Origin of the sequence: Williamsia muralis NBRC 105860 (assembly GCF_001598915.1) — a bacterium.
Classification (GTDB): Bacteria; Actinomycetota; Actinomycetes; order Mycobacteriales; family Mycobacteriaceae; genus Williamsia; species Williamsia muralis.
This window is the reverse complement of record NZ_BDAP01000001.1, coordinates 717707-736490: the sequence shown is the minus strand read 5'-3', so window position 1 is coordinate 736490 and position 18784 is coordinate 717707. Positions and strand designations below refer to the sequence as shown.

17 protein-coding genes are annotated in these 18784 nt (G+C 66.4%); 10 read left to right on the top strand and 7 right to left on the bottom strand.

What is annotated here, in order from left to right:
• Positions 1 to 10: 10 nt before the first annotated feature.
• From WIMU1_RS03655 to WIMU1_RS03640, 4 genes are all read right to left on the bottom strand, one after another.
• Positions 11 to 922 carry an oxygenase MpaB family protein gene (locus tag WIMU1_RS03655; RefSeq protein WP_084247978.1) on the bottom strand — a complete coding sequence of 304 codons (912 nt, stop codon included), beginning with the start codon at positions 920 to 922 and terminating at the stop codon, positions 11 to 13.
• 96 nt (positions 923 to 1018) lie between these two features.
• Positions 1019 to 1948, bottom strand: coding sequence for a TauD/TfdA dioxygenase family protein (locus WIMU1_RS03650; RefSeq protein ID WP_062795159.1), 930 nt, complete (start codon positions 1946 to 1948; stop codon positions 1019 to 1021).
• A 136-nt stretch (positions 1949 to 2084) separates the two neighbouring features.
• Positions 2085 to 3272, bottom strand: a complete 1188-nt coding sequence (locus WIMU1_RS03645; RefSeq protein ID WP_062795158.1) for an acyl-CoA dehydrogenase family protein — start codon at positions 3270 to 3272, stop codon at positions 2085 to 2087.
• A 4-nt stretch (positions 3273 to 3276) separates the two neighbouring features.
• Positions 3277 to 4254 (bottom strand): alpha/beta hydrolase fold domain-containing protein, encoded by a 978-nt coding sequence (locus WIMU1_RS03640; protein WP_062795157.1) that lies wholly within the window; start codon positions 4252 to 4254, stop codon positions 3277 to 3279.
• Positions 4255 to 4479: 225 nt separating this feature from the next.
• On the opposite strand from WIMU1_RS03640, the gene WIMU1_RS03635 reads away from it, so the two are divergent.
• Positions 4480 to 8358 (top strand): Pls/PosA family non-ribosomal peptide synthetase, encoded by a 3879-nt coding sequence (locus tag WIMU1_RS03635; protein WP_062795156.1) that lies wholly within the window; start codon positions 4480 to 4482, stop codon positions 8356 to 8358.
• Positions 8359 to 8396: 38 nt separating this feature from the next.
• Here the strand turns inward: WIMU1_RS03635 and WIMU1_RS03630 are convergent, their stop codons facing one another.
• Positions 8397 to 8843: a DoxX family protein gene (locus WIMU1_RS03630; protein ID WP_062795155.1), complete on the bottom strand. Its 447-nt coding sequence runs from the start codon at positions 8841 to 8843 to the stop codon at positions 8397 to 8399.
• 134 nt (positions 8844 to 8977) lie between these two features.
• Between WIMU1_RS03630 and WIMU1_RS03625 the strand changes: the two genes are divergently transcribed.
• Positions 8978 to 10342, top strand: coding sequence for a M1 family metallopeptidase (locus tag WIMU1_RS03625; protein WP_062795154.1), 1365 nt, complete (start codon positions 8978 to 8980; stop codon positions 10340 to 10342).
• Entirely contained in the window at positions 10342 to 11628 is a 1287-nt protein-coding gene (locus WIMU1_RS03620; protein WP_084247976.1) for a polysaccharide biosynthesis protein, read from the top strand. The genes WIMU1_RS03625 and WIMU1_RS03620 overlap by 1 nt, the downstream gene beginning before the upstream one ends.
• Here WIMU1_RS03620 and WIMU1_RS03615 read toward each other — a convergent pair.
• A complete protein-coding gene (locus WIMU1_RS03615) occupies positions 11572 to 12447 on the bottom strand; it encodes a glycosyltransferase family 2 protein (RefSeq protein ID WP_062795153.1) in 876 nt (291 codons plus the stop codon). The two genes, WIMU1_RS03620 and WIMU1_RS03615, sit on opposite strands and share 57 nt — an antisense overlap.
• Before the next feature lie 79 nt (positions 12448 to 12526).
• On the opposite strand from WIMU1_RS03615, the gene ppgS reads away from it, so the two are divergent.
• Together ppgS and WIMU1_RS03605 are read left to right on the top strand one after the other, a co-directional pair.
• Positions 12527 to 13237, top strand: coding sequence for a polyprenyl-phospho-N-acetylgalactosaminyl synthase PpgS (gene ppgS, locus WIMU1_RS03610; RefSeq protein WP_062795152.1), 711 nt, complete (start codon positions 12527 to 12529; stop codon positions 13235 to 13237).
• Between the two features lie 2 nt (positions 13238 to 13239).
• Complete coding sequence (locus WIMU1_RS03605) at positions 13240 to 13605, top strand: DUF2304 domain-containing protein (RefSeq protein WP_023956351.1); 366 nt, start codon at positions 13240 to 13242, stop codon at positions 13603 to 13605.
• Here the strand turns inward: WIMU1_RS03605 and WIMU1_RS03600 are convergent.
• On the bottom strand, positions 13602 to 13898 hold the full coding sequence (locus WIMU1_RS03600) for an ArsR/SmtB family transcription factor (protein WP_062795151.1): 297 nt from the start codon (positions 13896 to 13898) through the stop codon (positions 13602 to 13604). The genes WIMU1_RS03605 and WIMU1_RS03600 overlap by 4 nt on opposite strands.
• A gap of 122 nt (positions 13899 to 14020) precedes the next feature.
• On the opposite strand from WIMU1_RS03600, the gene WIMU1_RS03595 reads away from it, so the two are divergent.
• From WIMU1_RS03595 to WIMU1_RS03575, 5 genes are read left to right on the top strand one after another with little or no spacing between them, the layout of a single operon-like run.
• Positions 14021 to 15589, top strand: coding sequence for an ABC transporter substrate-binding protein (locus tag WIMU1_RS03595; RefSeq protein ID WP_062795150.1), 1569 nt, complete (start codon positions 14021 to 14023; stop codon positions 15587 to 15589).
• Positions 15586 to 16581, top strand: a complete 996-nt coding sequence (locus WIMU1_RS03590) for an ABC transporter permease (RefSeq protein ID WP_062795149.1) — start codon at positions 15586 to 15588, stop codon at positions 16579 to 16581. The genes WIMU1_RS03595 and WIMU1_RS03590 overlap by 4 nt, the downstream gene beginning before the upstream one ends.
• Before the next feature lie 2 nt (positions 16582 to 16583).
• A complete protein-coding gene (locus WIMU1_RS03585; protein WP_062795148.1) occupies positions 16584 to 17405 on the top strand; it encodes an ABC transporter permease in 822 nt (273 codons plus the stop codon).
• Positions 17399 to 18169: an ATP-binding cassette domain-containing protein gene (locus WIMU1_RS03580; RefSeq protein WP_371850277.1), complete on the top strand. Its 771-nt coding sequence runs from the start codon at positions 17399 to 17401 to the stop codon at positions 18167 to 18169. Before WIMU1_RS03585 ends, WIMU1_RS03580 begins: the two co-directional genes overlap by 7 nt.
• On the top strand, positions 18166 to 18780 hold the full coding sequence (locus WIMU1_RS03575; RefSeq protein ID WP_062795147.1) for an ABC transporter ATP-binding protein: 615 nt from the start codon (positions 18166 to 18168) through the stop codon (positions 18778 to 18780). Before WIMU1_RS03580 ends, WIMU1_RS03575 begins: the two co-directional genes overlap by 4 nt.
• Positions 18781 to 18784 lie beyond the last annotated feature (4 nt).

Genomic DNA, 18784 nt, shown 5'->3' with positions numbered 1-18784 from the left:
CGGCCACCCCTCAGGGCCGCACCCCGGCCTTTGCAAAGCCTTTGAGGGCGTACTTGTTGTAGCGGGTCGTGGCAGGCAACCGTCGGTAGATCGGATCGAGTGCGCGTACCGCCGCACAGAACCGTTCGTAGTTGCGCTGTTTACGGTCACTCCAGGGCAGGCCGAGTTGCTCGCGGGAGCGAGCAGGCAGGCCGCCGGTGGTGATGAACGCCGCCACCGGGTTGACGATCGGGGAGATCAGTTTCCAGACGATCGGCTTCATCCCCGGAGGCAACGGATAGCCCTTGGTCACGTAACCGACGCCGTACCGCGCGGTCTTGTGCGGGATCAGCACCTCGTCGACCATGTGATCCCAGTACTTCACGAACTCGGCGTAGTTGGCCGGCATCGGCCGATCGCTCACGCCATAGCGCCGGTACCAGGTGACCGACTCTGCGTAGATCTGCTCTTTCTCCGCGTCCGTCAGCTTCTTGATGAAGCGGTCGGTGGCGGTGAGCACGATGTCGAGGAAGGTGGCGTGGGCCCAGTAATAGGTCTCGGGGTTCAGCGCGTGGTAGCGGTCGCCGCCGGGCATCGTGCCCTTGATGTCGGTGTGGAAGTCGCGAACCGTGGGGCCCGTGCTGTCGCCTTCAGGGGCGTAAACCGTTCCGTAGATGCCCGGCAGCGAGCGCTTGACGCGCGCGAACGGGTCATCGAAGAACACCGAGTGTTCCAGGACGGCCTGCCCGAGCTCAGGGAGCATGTTCTCGAGCACCCCGGGCCGCGGACCCAGGAGCGAAACACGGTTGTCGCCGAAGTACTTCCAGGTCAGTGAGCCCGGGCCGAGCGGCGCGCCGACGATTTGCGGACGTGCGTAGTGCTCATCGGGTGCGGGTTTGCCCTCGGTTGCGTCAGAGGTCGATGTTTCGATTGCCTCGGTCATGTGGGTGACGGTAGCACCAATGGAACACATTTCACAGACCGTTCCATTGATTGCGTTCACGGCAGCACACCCCGTCTGCGGGATCGTCCCAGACCTTCAGACCGCCAGCGCACGGTCCGATTCGCGGGGATCGACGATGTCGGAATAGTGCGATGCGTCGCCGGCCACCACCCTGCTGCGTTCGCCGCCCACGCTCACCGGCACGTCACCCGCGAGGGTGATGCGGTTCAGCCGGCGGTACTGGTCGTCGTAGTCGGCCACGGCGTAGTGCTGAGTGGCCCGGTTGTCCCAGATGGCCAGATCGCCGGGCTGCCAGTTCCAGCGAACAGTGTTCTCCAGCTTGATGATCCGTGCCTGCAGCACGCTGTACAGCTCGGCCGACTCCGCGCCGCCCAGGTCGACAAATCGTTTCACGAAATGGCCGAGCAGCAGCGCCCGCTCACCCGTCTCGGGATGTACCCGCACCACCGGATGTTCGGTCTCGTAGTAGGTGGACTGGAACTCGGCCCGGTACTCCTCGGTGTGCCGGGACACCACCGATTGAGCCGAGCTCGCCGCGTAGTCGTACACGTTGCTGTGCACCGCCCACAGGTTCTCGGTGAGCGCCCTGAGCGATGCCGGGAGCTGTTCGTAGGCGGCAACCGTGTTCGCCCACACCGTTGAACCTCCGTAGCTCGGTAGCTCGACCGCACGCAGGATGGACGCCTTGGGAATACGGTCGACGAAGGTGACGTCGGTGTGCCAACTGTTGGCCCGGCCATAGTCGGAGTCGATCGGCAAGATCGTGTCACCCCGCGACGTCACCGTCGGATGGGCGGTGGTCGGGATACCGAGGGCTCGGGCGAACGCCAGTTGACCGTCGTCGTCGAGGTGGTCCTGCCCCCGGAAGAAGATCACCTTGTGCTCGAGCAGGGCGACGTTGATCGCCGAGACCGATTCGGGTGCAAGGTCTCCCGACAGTTTCACCCCATCGATACGCGCGCCGACATTCGATCCGAGCTTGACCACGTCGAGCTGTGCAGACATTGGGTAGCCGCCTTCCGGGAACTTCGCTGTGAGTGTCTTCGCAGTGAAGTTATTCGCGGCGAGGCCATTCGGTAACCGTTCAGCGCGCCCTGAACGAAAAGCCGAACCCGAACGAAACAGCGTTGATCACAACGGATTACCGGAAGGCGTCGTGGCCGGTGAGAGCCTTGCCGATCACGAGTTGATGCATCTCGGACGTGCCCTCATAGGTGAGTACGGACTCGAGGTTGTTGGCGTGCCGGATGATCGGATATTCCAGCGTGATCCCGTTGGCCCCCAATATCGTCCGGCAGGTTCGGGCGATCTCGATGGATTCGCGGACGTTGTTGAGTTTGCCGAGACTGATCTGTTCCGGTCGCAACGTCCCCGCATCCTTGAGCCGGCCGAGATGCAGGGCCAGCAGCATGCCCTTGCCCCATTCGAGCGACATGTCGGCGATCTTCGCCTGCGTCAACTGATATCCCGACAGCGCCTTGTCGAACACCTCGCGGTCCCCGGCGTAGGCAATTGCGGTCTCCAGGCAGTCCCGGGCCGCTCCGAGCGCACCGAACACGATGCCGAATCGCGCCTCGTTCAGACAACTGAGTGGCCCCTTGAGACCTTCGACCCCCGGCAACATCGCCGACTCGGGCAGTCGCACGTCCTCCAGGACGAGTTCGGAGGTGACCGACGCCCGCAGCGACATCTTGTGTTTGATCTCGGGGGCGCTGAACCCAGGTGTGTCGGTGGGTACGACAAACCCACGGATGCCCTTCGAACCCGTCGCGAGATCGGTGCGGGCCCAGACCACCGCGACATCGGCGACAGATCCGTTGGTGATCCACATCTTGGTGCCGTTGAGCACCCAGTCGTCGCCGTCACGCTTGGCGTTGGTGCGCATGCCCGCCGGATTGGACCCGAAGTCGGGCTCGGTCAGGCCGAAACACCCCAGCGCACGTCCGGCCGACATCTCCGGCAGCCACCGCTGCTTCTGTTCGTCTGAACCGAAGGCGTGGATCGCGTACATGGACAGCGAACCCTGCACCGAGACGAAGCTGCGCAGACCGCTGTCGACGGCCTCGAGTTCGGTACAGACCAGGCCGTACGTGGTGGCCGACATGCCGGCACAGCCGTAGCCGTCCAAGTGCATGCCGAGAACACCGAGCTCGCCCAGTTCGGTGGCAAGCTCTCGTACCGGCAATTGGCCGGCCTCGAACCATTCAGCCATGTGTGGACGCAATCGGGACGATCCGAATGCCCGGACGGTGTCCCGGATCTCGCGCTCGTCGTCGCTGATCAGCGAGTCGGTTGCGAAGAGTTCCGGTAGTTGCTGAGAATTGTTCACCGGGCTATCCCACTCCTTGTAGTGATCGTCCGCGGCCTTTTCGGCCGGATCCGGCCGCGGCTGCTGTGGCAAATGCGGCGGTCCTCGCGATTGCTTTCAGGGCATCGGGCAGACGACCGGCGAGAACCGGGAAGGCGTGTACCTGCCATGAATGGCTGTGCAGGTCGGCCTGCACGCCGTCGGCCATCAACTTCTCCACCAGTGCCACCGCATCGGGTTCGAGCATCTCATCCTCGGCGGTCACCACGATCGTCGGCGGGAAGGCCTCGCTGTCGATGTCCACCACCGAACGAGCACCGGTCAGGGCGATCGGGCCTTTGTCGAACTTCGGGGCGAGCTTGGCGAACTTGTTCATCGGCAGGTACGCATCCGACCTGCTGGTGCGATCAGGATTGCTCGCCATGTCGAGATCGAGGAGGGGCGAATAGGCGACGTACGCCACCGGGCGCGGCAAGCCGTCGCGGTGGGCGAACTCGATCACCTTGGCGGCGAGGAACCCGCCTGCCGAATCCCCCGCCACGATGACGCGGTTGAAACCACGCTCGAGCACCAGTTCGCGATAGGCCTGATAGGCGTCGGTGACCGAGGTGCCCACCCCTGCCTCCGGGAGCTGCCGGTAGGCCACCGAGTAGAGCGGCAGGTCGATGTCGAGGCACAAGCGGGCCGCGACCGCACGGTGCGTGGCCAGCCCACACACAACCAGGGCCCCGCCGTGCAGGTACAGCACGGCGGTCGCGTCGTCACGTTTGCTGGGTCCGGCCGGCACCATCAGTTCGACCGGCCGACCGGCGAGGGTCATCTGCTCGCGAACGACGCCTCGGGGGCCCGGGGCCAGTGCGAACAGTTCATCGATCATGAACAGCGGCCGGAGCCCGAACACGCTGATCGGCCACAGGGCCAGGGCCGGTTTGACGAACAGCCGAGAGCCCAGCCAGATCGGGTACGAGCGCAGACTCGGGTGTCTGTGTGTGGTGACGGTCATGACGAACCTCCAGGCGTCCAGTCGTGCGGCGCGGCGGTTTCGGCGACCACGGCGGCTACCCCGGATGGGTGAACCCAAGGCGAACCGTTGGTGAAGTTCATCCCATCATGCGCCCTCGCGACCTGCGCGCGCACGAATAGACACGGTGATTTGTGATCTGGTTGGCTTCGCGGGGCCGGTACCTGCTGCGACAATAAGCATTCTTTGACTTGAGAAAGGACCTCGGTGACAGCTCCGACCCTCGCGCAGTTCAGCAGATCAGCGCAGGCGCCGACCGCACGCACCCTGATCGACATCCTGACCGAAACCGCGTCAGCTCATCCGGATGCACCCGCCATCGACGACGGGGAGTTGGTTCTCACCTACTCCGAGGTCATCGACCTGATCGACGAGGGCGCAGCGTGGCTCGGCAGCCGCGGCATCGGCCGGGGCGACCGCATCGGGATCCGCATGCCCTCGGGCTCACGCGAGCTGTACCTGGCCATCCTCTCGACGCTGGCGGCCGGTGCCGCCTACGTTCCGGTGGACGCCGACGATCCACCCGAGCGGGCGACACTCGTCTTCGGCGAGGCCCAGGTGGCGGCGGTCCTCGGAGCCGACGGTCTGCGGTGGCCATCCGACCTGGGTCTTTCTCGTTCGGGTGACAGCGACGTCGACCGGCCGGCCGATGCCGAGCGACCGACCGTCGAGGACGACGCGTGGATCATCTTCACCTCCGGTTCCACGGGGACGCCGAAGGGTGTGGCGGTGACCCACCGCAATGCCGCCGCGTTCGTCGATGCCGAGGCCGAGATGTTCCTGCAGGACGAGCCGCTGGGTCCGGGCGATCGGGTGCTGGCCGGTCTGTCGGTCGCGTTCGACGCGTCCTGCGAAGAGATGTGGCTCGCCTGGCGCTACGGCGCATGCCTGGTGCCTGCGCCACGTGCCCTCGTGAGGTCGGGCATGGACCTCGGGCCGTGGCTGGTGCAGCGTGACATCACTGTTGTCTCGACGGTGCCGACCCTGGCGTCGCTGTGGCCACCGGAGGCCCTCGAAGCGGTGCGACTGCTGATCTTCGGCGGCGAGGCCTGCCCGCCCGAGCTCGGTGCCCGTCTTGCCGTCGACGGCCGCGAGGTGTGGAACACCTACGGCCCCACCGAGGCGACCGTGGTGGCGTGCGCGGCGCAGCTCGACGGCACCATGCCGGTCCGCATCGGCTTACCGCTGGCCGGCTGGGATCTCGCGGTGGTCGATGGCGACGGGCAGCCCGTTGCGCCCGGCGAGATCGGCGAGCTGGTGATCGGTGGAGTGGGTCTGGCCCGGTATCTCGACCCGGCCAAAGATGCCGAGAAGTACTCCCCCATGGCCACACTCGGCTGGGACCGCGCGTACCGCAGTGGCGACCTGGTGCGTTTTGAACCCGAAGGCCTGGTCTTCATGGGTCGCGCCGACGACCAGGTGAAGGTCGGTGGCCGACGGATCGAGCTCGGCGAGGTCGACAACGCGCTGCAGCATCTGCCGGGTGTCGGTGGCGCCGCCGCGGCGGTGCGCAAATCCGCCGCGGGCAACTCGGTCCTCGTGGGTTATCTCGTGTCCACCGACCCCGACTTCGACATCGCACTCGCCCGCGACCGGCTCTCCGACCAATTGCCCGCCGCGCTGATCCCCCGGCTCGTCCTGGTGGACGAACTGCCGACCCGCACGTCGGGCAAGGTCGACCGCAACGCGCTGCCCTGGCCCCTGCCGTCGTCCGGCGACGACCAGACGCCCGGCGACCTGAACTCCACCGAGGCGTGGGTGGCCGAGCGCTGGACCGCGGTACTCGGGGTGTCGATCACCGACGCCGAGACCGACTTCTTCTCCGAGGGAGGCGGTTCGCTGGCAGCGGCACAGTTGGTCACCGCGCTGCGCGAACGTTTCCCCACGGTGACGGTGGCGGATCTCTACGACCATCCGCGGCTCGGCTCGCTGGCGCAGATGCTCGACGACATCAACCCCGGCGCGGTGACCGAGAAACGCATCGTTCGTCCCACTCCCCGCCGAACAGGTCTTGCGCAAGTGGCGTTGTCGGTACCGCTGACAACTCTCACAGGGCTGCAGTGGGTCACCTGGCTCGCGGTGATCAACAACGTGCTCGCCTGGTTCACCGACGCACCGTGGATCCATCCGGTGAACTGGTGGGTGGTGTTGGCGGCGTTCATCGTCTTCATCACCCCGCTGGGCCGGATGGCCATCGCCGCGGGCGGGATCCGCATGCTGCTCGCCGGCGTGGAGCCGGGTGATTATCCGCGCGGCGGGTCGGTGCACCTGAGATTGTGGATCGCCGAGCGGCTCACCGAGGCCAGCGGCGCAGCCAACCTCGCCGGTGCCCCCTGGATGATCTACTTCGCCCGATCGCTGGGCGCTCAGATCGGCCATGGCGTGGACATGCACACGCTCCCACCGGTCACCGGCCTGATCACCCTCGGCGACGGCTGCTCTGTCGAGCCGGAGGTGGACCTGGCCGGCTGGTGGATCGACGGCGACGTGGTCCACATCGGCGACATCGAGGTCGGTGCCGGCGCAAGCGTGGGATCGCGCTCGACCTTGTTGCCCGGCACCACCATCGGAGCCAACGCCGAGATCGCACCCGGTTCGGCGGTGATGGGCCGGGTCAAGGGCGGCCAGCACTGGGCCGGGTCACCCGCGGTGAAAACCGGTAAGGCCCAGCGCCCCTGGCCCCACCACCGACCGCCACGGCGCAGCTATTGGGTGCCGATCTTCGGTTTGTCGTCCATCGCGCTGGCCGGCGTTCCGCTCATCTCCCTGTGTGCCGGGCTCGCCGTGATCGGCGCGTGGGCCGGCAGTGCGGACCGGCTGCGGTCGGTGGCATTGCGCGCGCTCGCGCTCCTTCCGGCCGCGACCATGGTGAGCCTGCTGGTCTTCGCATTCATCACGGTGGTGCTGGTGCGCCTGCTGTCCCTCGGGATGCGCGAGGGCTATCACCCGGTGCGGTCGCGGACCGGCTGGCAGGTGTGGGCCACCGAACGCCTGATGGACTCTGCCCGCACCTTCCTGTTCCCGCTGTACGCCTCACTGCTGACACCGTGGTGGTTCCGGTTGCTCGGCGCCGACATCGGCAAGGGCACCGAGATCTCGACCGCACTGGTGATCCCGAAATTCACCACGGTCGGTGACGGGGCGTTCCTCGCCGACGACACCATGGTCGCCTCGTACGAACTGGGCGGCGGATGGATGCACATCGATGAGGCCAAGGTGGGCAAACGCGCTTTCCTCGGCAACTCCGGGATGACCGGGCCGGGGCGCAAAGTCCCGAAGAACTCTCTGGTGGCGGTGCTCTCGGCCACCCCGAGCAAGGCCAAGTCCGGGTCGAGCTGGCTCGGCAGCCCACCGGTACGACTGCGCCGGGCGGCCGCACAATCGGACACCTCGCGGACCTTCGATCCGCCGATGAAGTTGAAGGTGGCCCGCGCATCGGTGGAGACGTTGCGTCTGATCCCGGTGATGATCACCTTCGGCCTGGGGTTGTTCGTGCTGATCGGCCTGCAGTACATCTCGCAGGAATCGAACATCTACGTTGCGGCAGCCGTCAGCGGGCTGGTGCTGTTGGTGGCCGGAGCCGCCGCCTGCTGCATCGCGGCCGCCGCCAAATGGGCTGTGGTGGGACGTATCCGGGCCACCGAGTACCCGCTGTGGAGCTCGTTCGTCTGGCGCAACGAGTTGTCGGACGCGTTCGTCGAGACGGTCGCGGCCCCGTGGTTCGCCAACGCCGCCACCGGAACACCCATCCTCAACCTGTGGCTGAGAATGCTCGGGGCCCACATCGGTAAGGGCGTCTGGTGCGAAACGTACTGGCTGCCCGAGGCCGACCTGGTTCGCCTCGGTGACGGCGCCACCGTCGCCCGGGGCTGCGTGGTGCAGACCCATCTGTTCCACGATCGGGTGATGGCCATGGACGAAGTCGTCCTCGGCGCCGGCGCCACCCTGGGGCCGCACTGCGTCGCGCTGCCTGCCTCAGGTCTCGGCGACGGGGCGACCGTCGGCCCGGCGTCGCTGGTGATGCGCGGCGACGTGGTGCCCGATTCGACCCGCTGGCAAGGCAATCCGATCGCGCCCTGGAATTGAGGGACCACGCTCAGTGCGGGTGGGTGACGAGCCGGTTGTCAGTACGCGACGTCGCGGTCGCGATTGAGGTCGCGGCGGCGGCGCCGGCGATTCATCAGGTATCCGTCGCCGCCGATCCGGCCGGTGTCGGCGAAACCGACGGCGATGAGGCCTGCGATCAGCGCCAACGGCAGTTCGTAGCCCTGATCGGCGTTCCAGAATCCGTTGTCGATGTGCGCGTAGAAGATCGCCCCGATCATGTCGGCGATCAGCAGCAAGGACACCAGCGGAGTGAGAACTCCGAGGATGAGCAGGATTCCGCCACCGAACTCGACCAGCGCCGAGTACCACGCAGCGGCCGCAGGCAGAGGGATGTCCAACGACTTGAAGTACGCCTCGGTGGCGTCGATCCCGTCTTTGTTCAGCTTCTGCCAGCCGTGGAAGATGAAGATGATGCCGAGAATCACTCGGGCGACAAACGATGCGAGATTCCTCGTGATACCCATGACTTCCATCCTTCAGGTCGTTTGGCACATAGGTGTGATTCCGGGCGAGCGGCCCCACGGGTCTCAGAGCGCCATCGCCCTAGGAGCCATGTAACGTCATGAAAGACCAAACGTGGGGCCGAATAGGAGGATTAGTGCCAGGTAAAGCGGGCCGACGTTCCCCTGGGACAGGTCAACCGCTTCTCGGCGATCCTTCGGACGGCATCGATCCGTACCTGCCCGCCAACGGCAACCTCGGTTATCGGGTGTCCCGCTACGACCTCGACCTCGAATACCGGGTGGCGACCAACCGGCTTGCCGGGACCGCGACCATCACGGCCACCACGATCATCACACTGAACCGATTCGCGCTGGATCTCTCCGGCGCCCTCAAGGTCGACCGGGTGACGGTCAACGGCACCCGGGCGCGGCGATTCAGTCACCGCAGCAACAAATTGACGGTCACGATGGAAGACGAGCTGCCACCGGGCGGCGTGATGACCGTGGTGGTGAAGTACTCGGGCAATCCGCGTCCGATACGCAGCCGGTGGGGTGAGGTCGGCTGGGAGGAGCTCACCGAGGGCTCGCTCGTGGCGAGCCAGCCCAACGGCGCGGCATCGTGGTTTCCGTGTGATGACCACCCGATCTCCAAAGCGGCATACGGTATCTCGATCACCACCGACAGCCCGTTCATGGCGGTGGCCAACGGGTCGCTGCAGCGCAAACGGACCAAGGCCGCCCAGACCACCTGGGTGTACGAGCAGGTGGAGCCGATGGCGTCGTATCTCGCCACCATCCAGATCGGTCAGTACACGCGGCAGACCCTGACGACCAAGCCGGTGCCGATCCATGCGGTGATCCCGCCGGGCCTGCGCAGGAACTTCGAGATCGAGTTCGTCAACCAGGCGCGGATCATGGAGGCGTTCATCGAGTGGTTCGGGCCCTACCCGTTCCCCGAATACTCTGTCGTGGTCACCGACGACGAGCTGGAGATCCCGATCGAGGCTCAAGGCCTGTCGATCTTCGGAGCCAACCACTGCAGCGGTTCCGGACGATCCGAGCGCCTCATCGCCCATGAGCTGGCGCATCAGTGGTTCGGCAATTCGCTGACTTTGTCGCGATGGAAAGACATCTGGCTGCACGAGGGGTTTGCCTGCTACAGCGAATGGCTGTGGTCGGAACGCTCGGGCGGCCTCACGGCCGAAGCGCAGTCGCGCAAGTATTACGACCGACTCGCCTCGTCGTCGCAGGATCTTGCGATCGGTGATCCCGGACCCGCGCGCATGTTCGACGACGTCGTGTACAAGCGGGGCGCACTCACCCTTCACGCGCTGCGAAAGACCCTGGGCGACAACAACTTCTTCGCCCTGTTGCGCGAATGGACCCGCGAGTACCGCTACAGCTCGGTCAGCACCGAGGACTTCACCGGACTCGCCGCCCGGTACAGCCCACAGCCGCTGCACGATCTGTGGCACCAGTGGCTCGAACAGAAGGCGCTGCCGCCCTACCCGGGCCCCTGATGAGTGAAGGCCCGGCGAACGAAGTGGCCCCGAGTACTCGTGACTCCCTGGGCCGCGTGGCAGTGGCCACCGTGGTGGCTGCGGCGTCGGGTTACCTCGTGCTGTTGCTGGCGGCACGTGCCCTGGGCGCCGACGGGTACGCGGCATTCGCCGTCTTCTGGGCCGCGTACGGGTTGGTGACCGGCACCCAGAACGGACAGTTGCAGGAGACCACCCGAGCGGTTCGGCGCGCGCGTGAAGAAGGGCGCAGCATCGGTGCCCGGCCGATGCCGATGAACGCGATTCTCGGCCTCGCCTTGGCAGCTGTCGTCGCCGTCACCTCCCTTGCCTGGGCTGGGGTGGTGTTCGAGTCGGACCGTGTCGAATCGGTGCTGCTGCTCACGGCAGGTGTCGCCGCGTTCGGTCTCTACGCGGGGCTGGGCGGCGTGCTGTCCGGGCTGGGTCGGTGGGGCGTTTTCTCAGCCCTTCTCGTCGTCGATGCGTTGATCCGTCTGCTGCTGACCGTGGTCGCGGTGGCTGCAGGATGGGGCCTACAGGCCTTTTTGGTCATCACGGTCGCGGGCACGGTCTCCACCGCGGTCGTCCTGGCCGTCTTTGCCGGCGCACGGGGGGCGCTCGGCGCACGCGGTGATATCCCGTCCGGTGAGCTGGCGCGCAACATGCTCACGGCGATGACCGCCGCGATGGCGAGCGCTGTTCTCGTGATGGGGTTCCCCGTGCTCATCTCGATTTCCAGCGACGGCCTCGACGCGTCTGCCGGCGCGGTGATCCTTGCGGTCACGCTCACCCGCGCGCCACTCCTGGTCCCGCTGAACAGCTTTCAGGGTGTCCTGATCAGCCGCTTCGTCGACGACCGTGATCACCTCCTGCGGTCGGTGGCGTCACCGGCCGCTGCCGTTCTTGCGGTCGGCATAGTCGGGATCCTGGCTGCGCGGCTGACCGGACCGTGGCTCCTCGAGACCGTCTTCGGCGCGGACTACCAGCTGTCGGGCGTCACCGTCGCCGCACTGACCGCCGGAGCCGGGGCGATGGCGATGCTGACCCTGACCGGGGCGATGGCGCTGGCCGCCGGCCGACATCGGCTCTATGCCGCCGGATGGTGGCTGGCGACGGCGGTGAGCGTGGGACTGCTGTTCATCTCCGCCGACCTGACGGTCCGCGTCCCGATCGCCCTGATGATCGGACCGCTGGTGGGTATCGTCGTACACCTGCTGGCAGCGCGCGGCGGATCAGCGCACGACGTGCCGGCCCAGGGCCCGGGCGACGCTCCATTGTCGGCCGACTAACGCGCTCGGCAAGAGTGTCGCCGCGTTGAGCCTCGAGGTGACGTGCCGTCGGGCGGCCCGTTCGGCTCTGGACCATCCCCGCTCGCGGCAGCGCGATGCCTCGGTCTCGAAGAAGGCGCGTTCCTCCTCGAACCGGCGGCCGTCGACCGCGCGCACCGAGCTGACGGACTGCTGATGGCGCCGATAGTAAAAGGTGACGTGGGGGTCGAACACCATCGATCCGCCTGCGCGGGCGATGTCGGTGAGCAGCCCCAGATCGAGGGCCACCTCGAGACCCGGCCGGAAACCGATGGGCGCCGCGATCTCGGTGCGCCAGACCAGTGACGGGAAGTACGTCCAGTTCCCGCGGTAGAGGCTCTGCGCCATCGACTCGCCACTGAGCGTGGTGGGCGACGTGGGGGCCATCGATGCTTTGACCCGATCGCCCAGCGGGCGGACGACCTCACCTGCGGAATCGATGACGTCGACCCCGGGTTGCACCACCGCTGCCTCGTGGTGACTCCCCAGTGCGTCAACCGCTCGCGCCAGGTGGTCAGGGGCCATCACGTCATCGCATCCCATGATGGTGAACGCGGGCGCCTGCACCAGGTCCACACATCGACGGAAGTTGCCGTTGACCCCGAGATTCTCCTTGTTGCGCAGGTAGTGCACCCGGGGGTCCGTCAATTCCTGCAGCCAGCGCGCGGGTTCGGGGTCAGGGTATTGGTCGTCGACCATCACCAGGCGGAAGTCGCCGTGGGTCTGGGCGAGGACGCTGCGCACGGCGGTCTTGAAGAGGGCGACGTCCCCGTAGAACGGCAACATGACATCGACCAGCACGGTGGAAGAATACGCTGCGGCGAACCGATAGACTCCCAGGCGGCCGGTTTGCAGTCGAGGTGGGCGTGGAGGTGGAACGATCACTGAGCCAGATACTGCCGTGGGCAATTCAGATGTGTGGCTGATCGTTCCCGTCTTCAACGAAGCTCCGGTCATCCGTTCGGTGGCCGGCGCGGCAAAACGGACCTTCCCGAACATCGTCTGTGTCGACGACGGCAGCAAAGACGGCTCTGCCGACGAAATACTCGCTGCCGGAGTACATCTGGTGCGACATCCGGTCAATCTCGGTCAGGGCGCGGCCATTCAGACCGGCGTGGAGTACGCGCGTTCTCAGCCGGGCGCCAAGTATTTTGTGACCTTCGATGCCGATGGCCAGCATCAGGTGGACGACGTGGTGGCAATGCTGGACCGCCTGAGATCCGAGCCCTTGGACATGGTCATCGGCACCCGATTCGCCGACGACCGGAGCAAGAGCGTCCCGGTGGTCAAACGGATGGCGCTGCGCACCATAGTGTTTCTCAGCCCGCGTACCCGGCGACTCGGTCTGACCGACGCTCACAACGGTCTTCGGGTCTTCAACGCCACCGTGGCCGCACAACTCGACCTGATCATGAACGGGATGAGCCACGCGTCGGAGTTCGTCGCACTCATCGATCATCATCAGTGGCGGGTTGCCGAACAACCGGTCACCATCCTCTACACCGAATACTCCATGGCCAAAGGTCAGTCGCTGCTCAACGGTGTGAACATCTTGACCGATGGCCTGCTTCACGGCCGGATGAGGCGGTAATCATGCTGGCCATTCAGATCATCCTGATCCTGTTTGTCATCGCGTTGGTCGGATACTTCATCACCCAGCGCGGCAACGCCAAGGCCTCGGCCTGGGTGAAAATCGCGTTCGTCGGCTTCCTGGCCTTCGGTGTGTACGCCTTGCTGCGGCCCGACGACCTCACCGTCATCGCCGGATGGGTGGGTGTCGGCCGTGGCACCGACCTGGTGCTCTATTGCCTGGTGGTGGCTTTCGCGTTCACCACCATCGGTACCTATCTGCGGTTTCGCGAACTGGAAGTGAAGTACGCGCGCCTCGCCCGGGCCATCGCTTTGCAGAATGCCGCCCTGGAGAACCGGAAAGCCGAACCCGGCGACGATCCGTTCTAGTGATGGTGCGCGCCCATCACGTCGTGCAGGATCCGGTGGACGATGGCGTCGGCGACCACACGGTAATGCACCGTCCGACCTGCCTTGGTGGTGGTCACCCAGCCCTGTGCACGTAGGGCGCGCAACGATTGCGAGGCCGCGTTCTCGGTGATCCGGGCGGCCGCGGCGAGTTCACTGACCGTTGCGTCCGGGTGTTCGTGCATGTGCGTGATCAGTCGTAGTCGCGTGGAATCGGACAGCAGCGCAAAGCGTTTGGCCCAACCGTCGATATCGGTGTGCTCGTGGTCGCCCATGTCCGCCCCCACGCTCTCGTGCTGCTGCCCGGTCTCGTCGGTGTTAGGCTACGGCACGTAAATGTGTCTGTGCAGACACATGTTTTGGGCGAGGGAGTCGATCGGTGCCACGCATTCGTCGAATGCCTCTGTTCCTGGCTCTCGTCTGCGTGGCATCGGTCGCGGCCGGATGTGCTTCGCCGAGCGAAGATCGCTCAGTCCGCATCGTGCTGGCCGAGAGCCAGGAACTCGGTGGATACAACCCCGTCGCAGGCTACGGCGAACTCGGTGTGTCCCCGCTGTACGACGGCCTGCTGCGCCCAGCGTCCGAGACCGACACCACGCTGCCCGATCTGGTTCCGGCACTGGCGGTCGCGGAGCCAGTACCCCTCGGCGAGCGGCAATGGCGAATGCAACTGCGGCCAGGCGTCACGTTCTCCGACGGATCGTCGCTGGACTCCTCCGATGTCGTCGCGACGTACAAAGCGGTGGTCAACCCACTGGTCGCCTCCGAGGTCGCGACCCACTTCCGCCCGATCACCGACATCCGCGTCGACGGTGCCGACGCCGTGGTCGTCACGATGGCCAACGACGCCGATCCGTCGCCTCACCTGCTGCTGGGGATCGCGCCGTCGGAACGGATCGAGCAGGCACCCGTTGCCGACTGGACGCTGAACACCGAACCCGTCGGTACCGGTCCCTACGAACTGACGAGCCTGCGTCCGGACCAAGCCGTCTTCACCGCCCGCGACGACTACTGGGGCCCTCGGCCACACGTGCGTTCGCTGGTGTTCACCCATACTCCCGACGACAACACCCGCGCCCAGCGCATCGTCGCCGGCGAGGTCGACGGCGCGAGCCTGCCGCCTGGGTTGCTCGGCGCGGTCGCCGGTCGCGAAGGAATCACGACCATCGGGGTCGCATCGGCGGACTGGCGCGGAGTGTCGCTGCCGCGCAACAACTCTTTCACCGCCGACCCGGTTGCGCGAACGGCGATGAATGTCGGCGTCGATCGGCAAACCATGATCGACGACGTACTGGCAGGCCACGGTCGGCCTGCGAGCACACCCGTAGCCGAAGTGTACGGCGACGCCTACGATCCCAGAGCTCAGTTCTCCCACGACGTCGACAGCGCCGCAGCCATGCTCGACCGCGCGGGCTGGCGGATGGGCACCGACGGCGTGCGGCAGAAAGACGGCAGCACAGCCCGTTTCGATCTCCTCTACAACGCACAGGACAGCCTGCGCCGTGATCTCTCGATAGCTTTCGCCGCGGCAATGGCACCGCTCGGCGTCGAAGTGCGGACACGAGGCACGAGCTGGGACGAGATCGACACCAGATTGGGCACCGCGGCGGTACTCCTGGGCGGAGGCGAAACCCCCTACAGCATCGACTCTCAGGTGTACGACACGCTGCACACTCGGGTTCCGGACTCGTCCCCGTATGCGAACCCGGGCAACCTCACTCCCCCGGGTGTGGATCGATTGCTCGACGAGGCGCGGTCGGCCGGGCCGTCGCCCGACACCGACGCAAGATACCGAGAAGTGCAGCAGCGGTATATCTCTGAACCGTCGTATGTGTTCCTGGCCTTCCTCGACCACACCTACGCCTACCGCGATCTCGGCTGGAACCAGACCGCACCGATCCTCGAGCCACATTCACACGGGGTCTCCTGGGGCCCCTGGTGGCATGTCGCCGGCTGGACCCGATGAACGCTGTCACCCGATCGAGACTCGTACCCGCAGTTCGGCTTCTCGGCGTACGAGCGTTGGTTGCTCTGCCCGTGACACTGGCCGTGTCGGCGGCGATCTTCTTCATCGCCTCGCTCTCACCCCTGGACCCGCTGACCGTCTACCTCGGTGATGGATATCAATCCGCCACCCTGTCACAGCGGACCGCAGTGCGTGAGGCATACAACACCGACGGCTCCTGGTACACCGCCTGGTGGCGGTGGTTCACCGAGCTGTGTCAGGGCAACCTCGGATGGTCGTCCACCCAATCATTGCCGGTGTCAACCGTTCTCACCGAGCGGCTGCCGTTCACCGTCGGCTTGTCACTCGCCGCGATGGTTGCTTCCGCGCTGATAGGGATCCTGGTGGGCACTCTTGCCGGGATGCGCCGCGGCGGACCACTCGACCAGACGTGCTCGGCGTTGTCTGCGGCGTTGGCCGCCGTACCCCCCTTTGTGGTGTCGCTGGTATTGGTGTCGGTGGTCGCGGTGTCGTTGGGGTGGTTCCCCACGTCGGGGGCAGCCGCTCCCGGCGATCCGTACACCGCCCGGGGAATCCTCACCCACGGATTTCTTCCCTTTGTCGCGCTGACCATCTCGCAGATCCCTTGGCTGCTGCTGACCACGCGGACGGCCGTGGTCGAGGCGTCGTCGTCGGACGCGGTGCGCGCGGCGAGAGCTCGGGGTCTGCACGGGTGGGCACTGCTGCGCGGCCACATCCTGCCCACATCCGTGGCACCTACCCTGGCCTTACTGGGGACCCGGCTGCCGGAGGTGATCGCCGGAGCCGCCATCGTGGAAACCGTCTTCGGCTGGCCGGGGCTGGCATCGGTGCTCGTGGACTCCGCGGTGGCGCTGGACTTTCCGCTGCTGGCGGCGTTGACGGTCGGCGCGGCGTTTGCCGTGTTGCTGGGCTCGGCAGCGGCAGATGCCGCGGCGACGGCCATCGACCCACGGGTCGGTGCGACGTCGTGACCATGGCCTCATACGCGACACCGCTTCGCCGACAGTGGCCGTGGTTGTTGCTGCTCCTCATCGCGACGTCGGCCGTGGTGATTCCCCTGGTCTCCAGTTCACCGGTCGCGGACTTCGGTGAGGCGTTGCGGGCGCCGGGCATCGGCCATCTGGGCGGTACCGACCATTCGGGGTACGACCTGCTCACCCGCACAGCCGAGGGCCTTCGCATCTCGCTGACGATGGCAGCGGTGTGTGCGGTGGTGGCCACCGGGCTCGGCGTGCTGATCGGGGTGGGCTCGGTGGCGGCCGGCGGCTGGGTCGATGCCGTCGTGATGCGCGTGGTCGACGGGGTGAATGCTTTGCCGCATCTGGTGATCGGCATCGTGATCGCCGCGATGTGGCGCGGCGAACCACTGGCGATCATCGCCTCGATCGGCTTGACCCACTGGCCTGCGGTCGCGCGGGTGGTCCGGGCGGAATTACGGTCGGGGGCCGAAGCAGGGTGGGTACGGTCGGCTCGACTCGCCGGGGCGTCTCGCTGGTTCGTGGGTCGGCACCACCTCCTGCCCGCCGTTGGCGGGCAAGCACTTGTGGCGATGGTGATGCTGCTACCCCATGCGGTGTGGCACGAGTCCACGCTGTCCTTTCTCGGCGTGGGACTCTCGCCCGACCGCGCCAGCCTGGGCACGCTGCTCGGCCAGTCCCGCGGTGACGTGATGTTGGGCGCGTGGTGGACGTTGGTGGTTCCAGCATCGGCACTTCTTGTCACCGCCCTGGCAGTCGCCGCCGGAGGTTCCGGATTGCGTCGACGACTCCAGCCACCAGGAGGTCAGGTGTGGTGACCGACATGGCTGCCCGGCTGGATCGATTCGGCGTTCGCATCGCGACCCGTGAGCGGGAGATCGCGACGGTCACCGGCCTCGACGGCGTCGACCTGGACGTCGCGGCCGGCGCGGTGACCGCACTGGTCGGCGAGTCGGGATGCGGCAAATCGCTGGTGGCGCTTGCACTGTGCGGGCTGCTGCCACCGGGGTCCACAACTCGGGGACGGTTGCACGTGGCAGGCCACGAGGTGACCGACGCGGACGAGAAGACGTGGCGGGGACTCCGAGGACATGCCGTCGGCCTGGTCCCGCAGTCTCCGGCGACGTCGTTCACCCCCGTCCGCACCATCGGGTCGCAGATTGCCGAGGTGGTCCGGGCACTCGACAGTGACCGCAGTGCAATCGAATTGGCTGCGCTGGCAGGGCTGCCCGACGACGCTCTCGAACTGTTCCCACATCAATTGTCGGGCGGGATGGTTCAGCGCGCCGCGATTGCAGCTGCGCTCGCCGGCCGACCGGCCGTGCTGCTCGCCGACGAGCCGACATCCGCACTCGACACCGAGCTCGCCGAGATGGTCTGGACATTGCTGCGCAGCATCGCCGATGACGGTGCCGCCGTCCTGGTCATCACCCACGACATCGCATCGCTGATCGCGTCGGGCGTCTGCGACTCCCTCGCCGTGATGCGGCGGGGACGGATCGTCGCACAGGACTCCCCACACCGTGTCCGGCAAACAGCCGATGAACACACGCAGAAACTATTCACGGGGGTATCCCGATGATCGCCGCCCGTGCCATCGGGGTGCGGTTCGGCGGCACCACGGTGTTGCGCGACATCAACTTCGACGTTGCGCCCGGCTGTGTCAGCGGGATCATCGGTCGCTCGGGCAGCGGGAAGACCACGCTGCTGCAGATTCTCGCCGGCATCCGCCCACCCGATGCAGGCGTGGTGCGGTTCGCCGGAAAAGCCCGTGCGCCACGCGGATCGGTCGCGATGATCGCTCAGCACCCGCGATTGGTCTGCAATCCCCGGTGGACGTTGTCGCAGATCATTCGCGAACCCGCCGACATCATGCGGCGTCCGATCGACCCGGTCAGCCACGCCGAACGCACCGGGCTGGACCCGGAGCTGTTGGGCCGCTTCCCATCACAGGTCAGCGCTGGCCAGCTTCAACGCGCCTGTCTTGCCAGGGTGCTTGTCCAAGAGCCGACGTACCTGCTCTGCGACGAGCCCACCGCCATGCTCGACCCCATCGCCGCCGCCGACGTGGCGACACTATTGAGATCCATTGCCGCAGACGGCGTGGGCATGGCTTTGGTCAGTCACGACCGCGCGCTGGTCAAGCAGATGTGCTCGACGATCACCACACTGCCCGGTCCCGGCGTCTCCTGAATCA

Excerpts from the sequence above, each read along its gene's own strand:
- WIMU1_RS03585 (WP_062795148.1), top strand. The coding sequence starts at position 16,584 with ATGGCCTCATACGCGACACCGCTTCGCCGACAGTGGCCGTGGTTGTTG.
- WIMU1_RS03600 (WP_062795151.1), bottom strand. The coding sequence starts at position 13,898 with ATGGGCGACCACGAGCACACCGATATCGACGGTTGGGCCAAACGCTTT.
- WIMU1_RS03640 (WP_062795157.1), bottom strand. The coding sequence starts at position 4,254 with ATGACCGTCACCACACACAGACACCCGAGTCTGCGCTCGTACCCGATC.
- WIMU1_RS03575 (WP_062795147.1), top strand. The coding sequence starts at position 18,166 with ATGATCGCCGCCCGTGCCATCGGGGTGCGGTTCGGCGGCACCACGGTG.
- WIMU1_RS03630 (WP_062795155.1), bottom strand. The coding sequence starts at position 8,843 with ATGGGTATCACGAGGAATCTCGCATCGTTTGTCGCCCGAGTGATTCTC.
- WIMU1_RS03655 (WP_084247978.1), bottom strand. The coding sequence starts at position 922 with ATGACCGAGGCAATCGAAACATCGACCTCTGACGCAACCGAGGGCAAA.
- WIMU1_RS03650 (WP_062795159.1), bottom strand. The coding sequence starts at position 1,948 with ATGTCTGCACAGCTCGACGTGGTCAAGCTCGGATCGAATGTCGGCGCG.
- WIMU1_RS03620 (WP_084247976.1), top strand. The coding sequence starts at position 10,342 with ATGAGTGAAGGCCCGGCGAACGAAGTGGCCCCGAGTACTCGTGACTCC.
- WIMU1_RS03595 (WP_062795150.1), top strand. The coding sequence starts at position 14,021 with ATGCCTCTGTTCCTGGCTCTCGTCTGCGTGGCATCGGTCGCGGCCGGA.
- WIMU1_RS03605 (WP_023956351.1), top strand. The coding sequence starts at position 13,240 with ATGCTGGCCATTCAGATCATCCTGATCCTGTTTGTCATCGCGTTGGTC.
- WIMU1_RS03590 (WP_062795149.1), top strand. The coding sequence starts at position 15,586 with ATGAACGCTGTCACCCGATCGAGACTCGTACCCGCAGTTCGGCTTCTC.